Raw genomic sequence first — 12,678 nt, 5'->3', positions numbered from 1 at the left:
GTGCTTCGCCGTGCTCAGCAGCCGATCCTGCAGACCGGCATGCAGCGATCCGACATCAAATCCTTGGGTGCATAGGGCACAGTCCAACACTACTTCTGAGTAGTGTTGACGTTGGTGCGTTGGCGTCCCCCGCGTGCGCTCGCCCAGTGACCGCGCCGGGCAGCTTCGGCTCGCCCAGAGAACCGCATGGGTAGCCCGTTCCCATCGACTGAGAAGTCGGAGCCGGACACGCCCGAAGCCCGTCGGCGCCCGGGCAGCGACTTGTGGTTGGTCGTTTTCGATAGCGGCGCTGGTGCAGGTATACCAACGAAAATTCTATTTCTCACGGAACTCGCTTGCGCACGATCCGTTTGTGCCGCGCTGCCGAATGAACGGCAGCGGTGCAAAAGGACGAGGCAGGCGTGACGGCGGGCGTCGACAGGCATGAACTTCGGCAGATCATCGCCGGATTGAGCGAGGGCGTGATCCTGGTCGAGCCCGACCAGACCATCGCCTACGCCAACGAGGCCGCGCTCGCGATGCACGGCGCCGAAAGTCTCGACGAACTCGGTCAGACCGTCGACGCCTATCGGGAACGTTTCGCCCTGCGCTACCGCAACAACGTCACGCCCAACCACTATCCGATCGAGCGCGTCGTGGCGGGCGAACGGTTCCACGACGTCGTGGTCGAGGTCCGCCGCGCCGACAAGCCCGATCAGGACTTCGTGCACTCCCTGCGCAGCCTCGTGGCCACGGATCGCGAGGGCAATCCGAGCTGTCTGGCGCTGATCCTCAAGGACGTCACCGACCAGTTCGAGGCCGAGGAGCGCTTCGAGGCGACGTTCAACGCCAACCCCGCGCCGGCGGTGATCACGCGACTCTCCGATCTGCGCCACGTCAAGGTCAACCACGGCTTCCTGGAGATGACCGGACACACGCGCGATGCCGTCATCGGCCGCAGCGTCTACGAGGTCGATGTCCTGGCCGCGGCCCGGAACCGCGACCTCGCCGTCTCGCGCCTCAACGAGGGCGGCACGATCCCGCAGATGGAGGCCTGTCTCGAACTCCCCGATGGCGGTTCACGCTTCGTCATCGTGGCCGGACAGCGCATCGAGATGGGCGACGAGCCCTGCATGCTCTTCACCTTCGCCGACCTGGATCTGCGCCGGAAGGCAGAGACGGCCTTGCGCCAGAGCGAGGAGCGCTTCGCGAAGGCGTTCCGGATGACGCCGGTGCCGACCGTGCTGGCGCGCGCCGAGGATTTCCACGTCACCGGCGTCAACGAGGCGTTCAGCCGGATTTTCGGACTCGGCGAGGATCGGATCGTCGGGCGCAGCCTCACGGAGGCCGGCTTGTGGGTCTCGGATACGCAGCGCCTGCAATTCGAGGCGGCGCTGGAGCGGCACGGCTACGTCTTCGGCGTGGAGGTCTGCCTGCGCCATGACGGGGGCGGAAACCTCGACTGTTTGGTCTCGGCCGAGCGGGTCAGCATCAACGACTCCGACTTCGTCCTGCTGGTGCTGCAGGACATCACCGCCCGCAAGCACACCGAGCGCGAGCTGTTCGACGCCATCGAGGCGGTCATGGCTGACACATCCTGGTTCAGCCGTGGCCTCATCGAGAAGCTGGCCAATCTGCGCCGTCCCGGGCGGGAGCACGCGGACGGTTCGGTGCCGAACCTCACGGTGCGCGAGCGGCAGATCTTGAACCTGATCTGTTCCGGCCTCGACGACGACGCCATCGCGCGCAAGCTCGGCCTGTCGCGCAACACGGTGCGCAATCACGGCGCCGCGCTCTACCGCAAGCTCGGTATCCACAAGCGCAGCGAGGCTGTGGTCTGGGGCCGCGAGAACGGATTTCCGCTCAACCTCACAGACGCATAAAGATCAACGTACCGGTATATATGAACCATTGATAGCGCATGCTCAGCGCACATCTTCCGGTCAGTGAGGGTTTTCTCAGAAACGACGAGGCGCCCGTGACCGACGACAAATCTTCAACTTCCGTCGATCGCCGCAAGGGATCGATCAAGGAAGCCATCGGGAAGCTTACCGGCGATGTCCGGGCGGAGGCCGAGGGCAAGCGCCAGAAGCGCGCTTCCGGTCCGTCGCAACCCGCTGAGACCGAGCCCGGCGGCCGCAAGCGCGGCTGACCGAAACCTGCGGCGCCTCGCGGCGCGGCGCCACACACGTCCCACAACACATCAGAGGAGTACGACATGGTGGACACCGATCGGATCACGGGCGCGGCCCGGGAACTCGGCGGCAAGGTGCAGGGTGCGGTCGGTGACCTGACCGGCTCGAAGCGGGATTCGCTGGAAGGCCGTGCCCGCGAGGCCGCTGGACAGGCCGAGAACCTCTACGGGCGGGCCAAGGACACCGTGCGTGACACCGGCGACAGAATCCGCGACGCCGCGGGCGACGTCATCGGATCTGGCGATATCGAGGACCGATACGTGCGTGCCGAGCGTTCCGTCCGCCGAGCCGCGGATGAAGCCTACGACTACGCCGAGGACGCCTACGAGCGGGGTGGGCACTACCTGCGCCGTGGCACCCGCGAGGTCAGCCATCAGGTCGCCGAATACCCGCTCGCCTCTCTGCTCATCGCCGGCCTGGCCGGGTTCGGCCTCGGCCTGCTCGTCAGCGCCAAACGCGACTGAGCCGCGGCTGAGCCGCCACAGATCCACGACCACGAACGATTTACCAACCGGAGTGACAGCGTGACCATCCAGACGACGACCACCCCCCTGGCGACCGGAACGGCCCAGGCCGACACGCGGGCCGTGCTGCTCAACGAGGTGTCCTGGGGCGCCATCTTCGCCGGCGCCGTCACAGCCCTCGTGACCCAGGTCATCGTCAACCTCGTCGGCGTCGGGGTCGGCCTCGCCTCGGTCGGCACCACCGCCGCCGACAACCCGTCCGCCTCCACCGTCTCGATGGGCGCGGGTATCTGGTTCGTGGCCTCGGGCATCCTCGCCTCGCTGGCCGGCGGCCTGATAGCCGGACGGCTCTCGGGCAAGCCGCTGCCTGGCGCGGCCGCCCTGCACGGTCTGGTGTCCTGGGCGGTGACCACCCTCGTGGTGCTGTACCTGCTGACGTCTGCCACCAGCGGGCTGGTCGGCGGGACCTTGAGCACCGTCTCCGGCGCCCTGGGCGGGGCCGGCAACCTCGTGGGCGGCACCGTGCAGACGGCGGCCCAGGCGGCAGCGCCGTCGCTCTCGAAGATCTCGAACCCGCTCGACGGCATCGAGCAGAAGGTGCGGGAGCAGGCCGCCGGCCAGGATCCGCAGGCGGCGCGCGACGCGGCCGTAGCGGCCGTGCGCGCCGTGCTCACCGGTGACCCGGCCCAGAAGGAGCAGGCCAAGACCCGCGCCGCCGACGCACTGGCCAAGGCCCAGGGCATCGCGCCCGACCAAGCCAAGGCGCAGATCGACGACTACCAGAAGCAGTACGAGCAGGCAGTCGCCACCGCCAAGCAGAAGGCCGAGGCCGCGGCCGTGACGGCCAAGTCGGCCGCCACCCAGGGTGCGTTCTATGCCGCGCTCGCGCTGGTCCTGGGCGCCCTGGCAGCCTTCCTCGGCGGCCGCCTCGGCGCTCCGAAGCCCGCGACCCTGCTCGGCGCCTACGAGGCCCGGCGCGCCTGAGCGCCCTCACCGTTCCAACACCCGTTCATCGACCCCCGCCGGGTGGCGGGGGTCACCACCGGCCGGGGCATCCGGTCTCACGCGAAGCAGGAGTGCACACGATGAGCAGCACCACCGACAAGCTCAAGGGTCTGGCCAACGAGGCGGTTGGCAACGTGAAGCAGGCGGCCGGCAAGGCGACCGGCAACGACAAGCTCGTGGCCGAGGGCAAGGCGCAGGAGCTGAAGGGCGAGGCGCAGAAGACGGTCGGCGACGTCAAGGACGGCGCCAAAAACCTCGCCGACAAGATCACCGGCAAGCACTGAGGTGTTCCCGCGGCGTCGATCCACGCGCCGCCGCGGGAGCCGTCTCTTTCCTCTCAACCGAGCATCATCACGCAGGAGATCCGTATGAACCGCGACCAGATCCGCGGCGCGTCCCGCCACCTGAAGGGTCGCGCGCAGACCGCGCTGGGCGGCCTGACCGGCGATCCGGCCCGCCAGGTCCGCGGGGCGGTGAATCAAGTGGCCGGTGGCGCGCAGTACGCCTACGGCCGCGCCCGCGGCCGCGCCGAGACCTTCGCCGACGACGGGCGCCATCTCGCTCACGAGGCGCGGAACCGCGCCGACCACCTGATCGACGACGGACGTCACTTGGTCCGCGGCGTCGGGCGTCGCGGCGCGGATTATGGCCGGCGGGCCATGCGTTCGGTCGATGGCAACCGCACGCGCAGCCTGATGGGCCTCGCCGCGTTAGCCTTCGCGACAGGTTGGCTGGTCCGCCGCACCCGCTGAGAGGAGAAACAATCATGCTGCGCAAAATTATTGCGGCCTACATCGTGCCGAAGCTCATCGCCTATGTCGGCCGCCGCTACGGCCGCGCGCGCGGGCCCGGCCGGCCGTAAGCGCCGCCTCGTCGGCGCTCCGAGATCGCCGCGGTGAAGCCCTTCGCCGGGCTCCTCCTGCGCTGGGAGTTCATCTTCCTGGCGCTCGCCATCCTGCTCGGCGCGGGCGCCGCGGTGGCCTACTGGGCCTCGCGCGCCACGGTGCTCACGGTCGCGGTCGCGCCGCGCGACGGGACCGAGCCCGCCCTGATCCAGGCCTACGCGGATGCCGTGGCCAAGCGCCACAAGGAGATCCGCCTGCGGATCCTGCCCTTCGACGACGTGCGCGACAGCGCCGAGGCCCTGCGCGACGGCCGCGCCGACCTCGCGGTGGTGCGGCCGGACGTGGACTTACCCGACAACGGGCTGACGCTGGCCATCCTCCGTGATCAGGCGATGATCATCGCGGCGCCGGAGGTCTCGGGGATCGATCGGTTTCCCGATCTCGACCGGAAGCGTCTGGCGATTCTGGCGCACCGGGACGCCGACGAGGCGCTGATCCGCGCGCTTCTCGGCCATTACGGTTTGACGCTGGTCACGATCGATCCCGAGGCCCCGCTGGGGCTCCGCCAGGTCGCCCTAGTGGAGATGGCCGAGGCCGACCTCGCCGCCGCCTTCGCCCGCAAGCGCGTCGACGCCGTGATCTCGGTGATCGCGCCGACCGCGCCGACGGCGCAGCGCATCATCGAGACCGTCCAGGCGGCGAGCCGGAACCGGAAGGTATCGTTCGTCGACATGGAGAACGCCGACGCGTTCGTCGCCCGCATGCCGCGGCTCCAGGCCGTGACCATGCCGGCCGAGACCTTCGGCGGCAGTCCCAAGGTTCCGGAATCCGATGTCCGGACGGTCGGAGCGTCCTACCGGCTGATGGCGCGCGCGAACCTGCCGCGGTCGGTGGCGGCCGACGTGACCCAGCACCTGTTCGAGCTGCGCAGCGGCATGGCGAACGTCACGCCGGCGGCCGACTACGTCGTGGCGCCCGCCTACGACAGCACGGTCGGCGCGACGAGCGCCCGGCTTCCGATCCATCCGGGGGCGGTCGACTATTTCGAGCGCGAGCAGCAGAGCTTCATCGAGCGCTACGAGACCTGGATCTACCTGCTCGCCTTCCTGGGCGGCGGCATCGGCTCGGCCCTGGCGTGGATCGGCCAGCGCCTGTCCCGCCTGCGCCGGGAGCGCGTCGAGGAGGCGACCGACCGCCTGCTGGCGATCCGGCACGAGGCCCAGAACACGGAGGACCGCGACCGGCTGCACGCCCTGGCGCGGGAGATCGACGACTTGGCCGGGGATATCGCCAAGCACGCCCTGGAGCGCCCGACCGAGGCCCGGACCATGTCGGCCGCGTCCATCGCCATCGACGCGTCCCGCTCGACGGTCAAGCGCGCCATCGCGACCGGTCGGCACGACGACGCGTCGTCATCGGCCGAGGCGGTGGCGGCAAAGATCTCCGCGGCGGCGGAGTAATGGAGCGGCGATCGGTCGACCGCTGCGTCACCTCGGGCCGGAGAGCCCGTTCAGGGAAGGGCATACGATGAGCAAGGGATACCCCTCGATGACCGCGCTGCTGGGTCTGCTGGCCGTGGCCGGTTACCAGAACCGCGACAAGATTGCCGAATGGCTCGGCTCCCACGGCAAGGAGCCCGGCCGCTCTCCCGTGCCGCAGGTCCCGGCAGGCTCTCCGGGTGCCGGTCCGGCAATCCCGGCCAACCTCGAGCGGCTGCTCGGCGGTGCCGGCGGCGCCGGAGTGGGAGGCCTGATCGCGGGCGGTCTCGGCGAGCTGATCGAGCACTTCACGAAGGGCGGCCACGCCGAGACGGCGCAATCCTGGATCGATCACGGGCCGAACCGTGACATGCCCACCACCGACCTGGAGCGCGCCATCGGTCCCGAAACCCTAGCCGTCCTCGAGCAGCGGACCGGCCTGAGCCGCACGGAACTGCTGACGCGGCTCTCGCGCGATCTCCCCGCGGCCATCGACCGCTACTCGCCGGATGGCCGTCTCCCGGCCCTCGGCTGACGTCACCCCCGGTCGCGGCGACGTCGTTCGCCGCGACGCCCCGGTCACAGTACGCGACAGCGCCTCAGCCTTCCACGGGATGAGACGGGCTTACACCGTTCGCCGGGTTGCGCTGCTCTCCCCGCGCCCGCTTCGTCATTCCGGCGTGCCGAAGGCAAGCCCGGAAACCAGAACCGCTGACGGTTCACAGCTTTGGCGCTCGGCGGCTCTGGATCCCGGGTTCCGCTGCGCGGCCCCGGGATGACTGGGCGGGGGTCGAAGGATCAGCGTTCCCCGACCGAGATGCATGACATCCCCACGACGGCACGCGGGTGGCCTGAATTGTGGTCGTTGCTGAGGGGCGTGGCCTGAAACCGTTGCTGTGATGCCTTCCCCACGCCACGCCGATCTCCGCCTCCACGGTGCGCGCTAATCGACCAGCTCGTCAGCCTTGGCCAGCAGCGAGGGCGAGATCGTGAGCTTCAGTGCGGCGGCCGTGTGCAGGTTGATCACGGTGAGGAAGCGGTCGCTGGCCTGAACGGGCAGATTGCCGGCCGCGGCGCCCCGCAGGATCCGGTCGAGATAGCCGGCCGCCCGCTGGACGTCCTGCACGACGCTGGTCGTATAGGCGGCGAGCCCGCCCATGCGCACCTGCGCCGCGTAGGCGTAGACCGCCGGCAGCTGACAGGAAGCCGCCAGGGCGATGATCTGGGCGCCGTAGACGCCCGTGACGGCGTCGGGCAGCACGATCAGCCCCCCATGGGGCTCCCGCGCGAAGGCCGTCACAGCCTGCTCGATCTCGGCGGCGTCGTGCACGCCCGCAATTTGCGCGACCAGACCCAGCTCCGGGGCGATCCGGGCGAGTTCGACCGCGTAGCCCGCCAGCCGCGCGGGATAGTCCGGATTGATCAAGGCCAGCGCCCGGGTGACGCTCGGGCTGAGTTCCTTCAGGAGCTGCAGCCACTTCCCGACCAGCGTGAAGTCGAAGTTTGTCACGCCGGTGAGGTTGCCGCCCGGGTGTGCCAGGCTGGAGACGAAGCCGGCACCCACCGGATCCTGCAGCATCATGAACACGATCGGCGTGGTTTTCGTCGCCTGCTGGAGCGCGGTGGCGCCGACGACGCCTTGTGCCAGGACGACGTCCGGCTTTCCCGCGAGGATGGCGTCCGTCTCGCGGCGCATCCGATCCGCGTCGCCGTCGCCGAAGCGCAGGTCGACCGCGAGGTTCTCGCCCCAGATCCAGCCGGTCCGGCGCAGGCTCTCCTTCAAGGTTTCGACGATGACCGGCGTGTCGGGGTGCGTCGCGCCGTAGACCAACAGGATTCCGAGCCGACGCTGCCCGCCGGCCTGCGCCCGGCCGGCGGCAGGCCACGCGGCGGCGCCGCCCAGGCCGGCGATGACGTCGCGCCGCCTCATGCCTTCGTCTCCTGCCCGCGGGACGGCCGGGGCCCCCGCCCGGGATCGCCAACCGAGGTTCCCATCTTTCGATCATCGAGGCCTGCGGGTCGAGGCGGTCGAGCCGGTCTCAGCGGACTTCGATTCGCGTCCCGCTCGATCCATTGAGGAGGCGCTTCAGGTGGAAGGCCGCGACGCCGTCGTCGGGACGCAGGCCCACGAGGCCGGCGAAGGCCGGAAGGGCGCCGGCTTCGCCCGCTTCGAGCCGGTTGAAGGCCTCTCGGTAGCGGCCCAGCGCGTCGTCGTCGTAAGAGGCCTCGGCCAGCGGCTCGAACGCGCGCAGCGCCTCCTGCTTGCCGCGCAGGAGGAGATCGCCGAGGGGACGGCCGCGGAATTCTCCCGCACGGATCACCACGCTCTCGCTCACGCAGATGCGGGTGCCGAAGGCCTTGTTGGCGTTCTCCAGGCGGGCCGCGGTGTTGATGGTGTCGCCGTAGGCCGTGTAGTCGAAGTAGCGGCCGCCGCCGAAATTCCCCACGATCGCCGGCCCGGCATGGACGCCGATCCGAGTGGCGCCGATCTCGATCCCGCGCTCGCGCCACCGCGCCCGAAAGGCCTCGGCGGTCTGATCCAGGGCCAGGGCGCAGACCACGGCCCGGGCGGCATGGTCCGGCTGGTCACCCGGCGCCCCGAACAGGACGTGGATGGCGTCGCCCACGATCTTGGCGACCGTCCCCTCGTGGAGGAAGACCAGATCGGTAATCTCGGCGAAATAGCCGTTCAGGATCTCGGCCAGGAGTGCCGGATCGAGACTCTCGACCAAGCTGGTGAAGCCCGCGATGTCAGTGAACAGGGAGGCCACGTCGCGCCGGTGGCCGCCGAGTTCGAGGCCCGACGCGTCGCCGGCCAGCTGCTCGGCAAGGTTCGGCGAGAAGTAGCGCGCGAGGGATGCGTGCGCGCGCTCCGCCAGCGTCTGCCGCCGCCGCCCCTCGCGCAGCGCCTCCACGTGCCGCAGGGTCCGCTCGATGGTGGTCTCCAGATCGGCGAAGTCGATGGGCTTCGTCAGGAAGTCGAAGGCGCCGCGGTTCATCGCCGTGCGGATATTGGCCATGTCGCCGTAGGCCGAGACGATGATGGTCGAGGGCCTGTCCGCAAGGTCCTGGAGCTTGGCGAGCAGCGTCAGCCCGTCCATGCGCGGCATGTTGATGTCGGACACCACCAGATCGACGTCACGATGCTCGGCGAGGCGCTCCAGCGCCTCGTGCCCGTCATGCGCGAAGACGAACGTCACGAGGTTCTGGCGGATCTGACGGCGGAATTTCTGTGTGATGAGGGCTTCGAGGTCGGGCTCATCGTCGACCACCAGGATCTTGGCACTCGGCAGTCCGGGGATCATGCGGACCCCGCGATCGTTGCCAGCCGCCGGTCGATCTCGGCCTTGAGCAGGGCGAAGTCGATGGGCTTGGTGATCAGGTTGGCCGCCCCGGCGGCCCGGACCTTCTCCCGCGTCTCGGCGTCGCCGTAGGCCGTGATCATGATGACCGGCACATCGGGCCGGGCGGCGCGGACGAGCGGCAGGAGTTCCAACCCGGTCATGCCCGGCATGTTGATGTCCGAGAACATCAGGATGAGGCTCGCGCCGTCCGAGGCATTGACGCAGGCGAGCGCCTCCGGCGCCGAGTGTGCGAAGGCCATCTCGAAGCGGCCGGCACGCAGCTCGCGGCGGAACTGCTGCCGGAACAGGTCGGTCACGTCGGGTTCGTCGTCGACGACGAGGATCAGCACGGTCATGGCGGGCTCCCGGACTCGGTCGAGGTGCCCTGCTCCGGCTCAAGTACCTTGGCGCCCCGACGCGGCAGCGTCATCGTAAATTCGGTGAACGCGTTCGGCTCGGTGGTGACGTCGATCGTCCCGCCGTGCTGCTTCACCAGGATGTCGTGGCTCAGGGAGAGGCCGAGACCCGTGCCTTCGCCGGCCGGCTTGGTGGTGAAGAACGGGTCGAACATCCTGGCCTTGACGCCCTCGGGGATGCCGGTCCCGTTGTCGCGCACGCGGATCTCGACGCTGTCGCCGCGGTCCAGCGTGGCGACCGACAGGGTCGGCGCGTAGCCCGGCTCGGCGCCGGCAACCCGCTTCTCGGTCGCGTAGAACCCGTTCGACATCAGGTTCAGAAGCACCCGCGTGACCTCCTGCGGATAGATGTCGGCGATCCCGGCGGCGGGATCATAGTCGCGGACCAGGGTCACGTTGAAGCCGGGCTTGGCCGCCCGGGCCCCGTGATAGGCCAGGTTGAGGCTCTCCTCGACCAGGGCATTGATCTCGACGGGCCTGTGTTCCCCCGATCCGGTTCGCGAGTGCAGCAGCATGTTCTTGACGATCGAGTCGGCGCGCTTCCCGTGCTGGACCACCTTGTCGAGGTTGCTCTTCAGGAGGCCGGCCAGCTCGTCGACCTCCTCGCGGGTCCCAGGGTCGAGCGCTGTGGGCTTGAGCACGTCCTGCAGCTCGTCCACCAGCTCGCTCGAGAGGGACGCGAAGTTATTCACGAAGTTCAGGGGGTTCTTGATCTCGTGGGCGATGCCCGCGGTGAGCTGGCCGAGCGAGGCGAGCTTCTCGGATTGGACGAGGCGGCTCTGCGCTCTCTGGAGATCGTCGAGCGATCTGTTGAGGTCGCGGGTGCGCTCCTCGACCTTCGCTTCCAGGGTCTCGTAGGATTCCTGCACCCGGCTGGCCATGAGGTTGAACCGGCGCGCCAGGGTCTCGATCTCGTCACCGGTCCGGATCTCGATCCGCTCCGACAGGTCGCCGGCGCCGAAGCGCTCCGCGCCGTCCTGCAACTGGCGGATCGGCACGACCATGCGCCGCGCCAGGAAGGTGCCGGCAATCGCCGCCATGAGCACGCCGAGGCCCATCAGGGAGACGGTCTGGATGATGGAGTCGATCAGCGGCTCCATCGCCTCCCGCAGCGACAGCTGCACGAAGACGATCCAGTCGACCCGCGGGATAGTGGCGTGCGCGGCCAGTATCAGCCCGCCGTCGATCCCCCGGGTGATCCCGTAATCCTGGTTCCGGGCACTGCCCGGCAGGGCGGCGGCGACCTCGGGGAGGCTGGACAGGTCAGTGTCGCGGAGGACCAAGCTGAGATCGGGATGGGCGATCAGCCGACCGGTCGCCGTGGTCACGAAGGCGTAGCCGTCCGCGCCGTTCCGGATCGCACTGACAACGTCCCAGATCAGTTTCAGGTTGACCTCCGCGACGGTCACGCCCGGATCCCGCCCGGCATGCGCCACCGAGACGGTCATGTACGGCTCCGAGCCGCGCCGGAAATAGACCGGGCCGAACCACGTCTTGTCCTTGATCGCCTCGGTGAAGCGCGGCGCCGTCGCGAAATCCTTGCCGCTCGCGACCACATCGGGCTCGAGCCGCGACACGCGCAGCTGTTCCTTGCCCTGCGGATCGATATAGGCGACCTCGGTGATCGCCGGGGCCTGGCGCAGGAGCCGGATGAAATCGTAGCGCTGCTGCTCCGGCGAGACGCGGCGCCATTCGGCCCGCGTGGTCCAGCCGATCTGGTTCTCGATCTCGGAGAGGAACGCCTCGACGCGCTCGGCGGCGGCCCGGGCCTTCTCACGCTGCACCTCGATGGCGTTCCGGCGCGCCTCCTCGAAATTGAGGGTGAGGTCGACGGCGCCGTTGATGAGCAGGACGAGGGTCACCAGCCCGACGAAGGCCACGGCGAACTTCCCCGACAGCCGCAGGCGCAGCCATCGCGACGTCCTGTTCGCCTCCGGAGGCGCGGCCAAAGTGCGGGCCGCGGTCATTCCACGACCTCGTCCGCCTGCGCGAGGAGCGCCGACGTGATCGCGATGCCCAGGCTCCGCGCGGTCTTGAGATTGACGATGAAGTCGAACTTGGTCGGCGCCTGCACGGGCAGGGTCGCGGGATTGTCGCCGCGGACGATCCGATCGACGTATCCGCCCGCGCGGCGGACCGCCTCGGCCGGATCGGGGCCGTACGACATCAGGCCGCCGCGATGGGCAAAACGCCGGATGGCAAAGACCGTCGGGATCCGGTGGCTTGCGGTGAGCGCGACGATCCGGTCGCCGTTGGCCTCGCTGAAGGTGCCTGGCGCCACGATGAGCCCCGCATCGTTCAGGCTGGCCAGATCCCTGACGACCGGATCGATGGCGGCGGCGGTGTCGACCGTGACGATCGCGGAGCGAACCCCGAGGGCGGTCGCGGCGCCGGTGAAGGACGCCGCGTAGAAATTGGCGCCCGGTCCGCCGCTGCTCGGGTTCGCCAGGAGGGTGACGTGCCGGATCGACGGCACGGCCTCCTTGAGGGCCGCCAGCCACTTCCCGCCCAGGGGCGGCTCGTAGAGGGTGAACCCGGTGATGTTGCCGCCCGGGCGCTGCAGGCTCGCCACGACGCCGAATCCGACAGGGTCGGACGCGCCCACGAACACGACGGGGATCTCGCGCGTCAGCTCCGAAACGGCCGCGAGCTGGGCGCTGAGATAGGTCAGGATCGCCCGCGGCTTCGCGGCGACGAGTTCCGCCGCGAGGGCACGCGTGCGTGCGCGATCGGCCTCGCCCCAGCGGTCGTCGATTCGGAGATCGGCCTGCCCGTGCTCGCGCAGCGCAGAGCGAAACGCCGCCGCGAGGGCCCGCCCCTCGGCGTCCGCCGCGGCGAAGGGCCAGAGCGCCGCGACATGGCTCGGCGCCTGGGCGTGCGCGGCCATAGGCCGGCCCGCGAGCATCCAGGGCAGCCCAGCGATTACGGTGCGACGCCTCATCCGTTCCGAGC

At 69.5% G+C, this 12,678-nt stretch carries 13 protein-coding genes; 8 read left to right on the top strand and 5 right to left on the bottom strand.

Translation table 11 applies throughout. The annotated features are described in order from the left end of the window. The first annotated feature begins 401 nt into the window (after window positions 1–401). From MMSR116_RS11110 to MMSR116_RS11075, 8 genes are all read left to right on the top strand, one after another. Window positions 402–1,862 carry a PAS domain S-box protein gene (locus tag MMSR116_RS11110; RefSeq protein WP_010683096.1) on the top strand — a complete coding sequence of 487 codons (1,461 nt, stop codon included), beginning with the start codon at window positions 402–404 and terminating at the stop codon, window positions 1,860–1,862. A gap of 95 nt (window positions 1,863–1,957) precedes the next feature. Next, window positions 1,958–2,131 (top strand): CsbD family protein, encoded by a 174-nt coding sequence (locus MMSR116_RS11105; protein ID WP_085988021.1) that lies wholly within the window; start codon window positions 1,958–1,960, stop codon window positions 2,129–2,131. A 66-nt stretch (window positions 2,132–2,197) separates the two neighbouring features. Then, window positions 2,198–2,638, top strand: coding sequence for a CsbD family protein (locus MMSR116_RS11100; protein ID WP_010683098.1), 441 nt, complete (start codon window positions 2,198–2,200; stop codon window positions 2,636–2,638). A 60-nt stretch (window positions 2,639–2,698) separates the two neighbouring features. Continuing rightward, entirely contained in the window at window positions 2,699–3,622 is a 924-nt protein-coding gene (locus MMSR116_RS11095) for a hypothetical protein (RefSeq protein WP_010683099.1), read from the top strand. Between the two features lie 101 nt (window positions 3,623–3,723). Beyond that, window positions 3,724–3,927, top strand: coding sequence for a CsbD family protein (locus tag MMSR116_RS11090; protein WP_010683100.1), 204 nt, complete (start codon window positions 3,724–3,726; stop codon window positions 3,925–3,927). 84 nt (window positions 3,928–4,011) lie between these two features. After that, window positions 4,012–4,395, top strand: a complete 384-nt coding sequence (locus tag MMSR116_RS11085; RefSeq protein WP_010683101.1) for a CsbD family protein — start codon at window positions 4,012–4,014, stop codon at window positions 4,393–4,395. Between the two features lie 143 nt (window positions 4,396–4,538). Beyond that, window positions 4,539–5,948, top strand: coding sequence for a TAXI family TRAP transporter solute-binding subunit (locus MMSR116_RS11080; RefSeq protein ID WP_010683103.1), 1,410 nt, complete (start codon window positions 4,539–4,541; stop codon window positions 5,946–5,948). 67 nt (window positions 5,949–6,015) lie between these two features. After that, complete coding sequence (locus tag MMSR116_RS11075; RefSeq protein WP_039892455.1) at window positions 6,016–6,501, top strand: YidB family protein; 486 nt, start codon at window positions 6,016–6,018, stop codon at window positions 6,499–6,501. 408 nt (window positions 6,502–6,909) lie between these two features. Here MMSR116_RS11075 and MMSR116_RS11070 read toward each other — a convergent pair whose 3' ends face one another. The 5 genes from MMSR116_RS11070 to MMSR116_RS11050 form a co-directional block, all read right to left on the bottom strand. After that, window positions 6,910–7,896 carry an ABC transporter substrate-binding protein gene (locus MMSR116_RS11070; RefSeq protein ID WP_010683105.1) on the bottom strand — a complete coding sequence of 329 codons (987 nt, stop codon included), beginning with the start codon at window positions 7,894–7,896 and terminating at the stop codon, window positions 6,910–6,912. A gap of 109 nt (window positions 7,897–8,005) precedes the next feature. Further along, window positions 8,006–9,271, bottom strand: coding sequence for an adenylate/guanylate cyclase domain-containing protein (locus tag MMSR116_RS11065; RefSeq protein ID WP_010683106.1), 1,266 nt, complete (start codon window positions 9,269–9,271; stop codon window positions 8,006–8,008). Continuing rightward, a complete protein-coding gene (locus tag MMSR116_RS11060; protein ID WP_010683107.1) occupies window positions 9,268–9,666 on the bottom strand; it encodes a response regulator in 399 nt (132 codons plus the stop codon). The genes MMSR116_RS11065 and MMSR116_RS11060 overlap by 4 nt, the downstream gene beginning before the upstream one ends. Continuing rightward, complete coding sequence (locus MMSR116_RS11055) at window positions 9,663–11,693, bottom strand: sensor histidine kinase (protein ID WP_051072130.1); 2,031 nt, start codon at window positions 11,691–11,693, stop codon at window positions 9,663–9,665. Before MMSR116_RS11055 ends, MMSR116_RS11060 begins: the two co-directional genes overlap by 4 nt. Beyond that, window positions 11,690–12,667, bottom strand: coding sequence for an ABC transporter substrate-binding protein (locus MMSR116_RS11050; RefSeq protein ID WP_039892456.1), 978 nt, complete (start codon window positions 12,665–12,667; stop codon window positions 11,690–11,692). The genes MMSR116_RS11055 and MMSR116_RS11050 overlap by 4 nt, the downstream gene beginning before the upstream one ends. Window positions 12,668–12,678: the final 11 nt, after the last annotated feature.

The organism is Methylobacterium mesophilicum SR1.6/6 (genome assembly GCF_000364445.2).
GTDB lineage: Bacteria > Pseudomonadota > Alphaproteobacteria > Rhizobiales > Beijerinckiaceae > Methylobacterium > Methylobacterium mesophilicum_A.
This window is presented reverse-complemented; position numbering and strand designations above follow the sequence as displayed.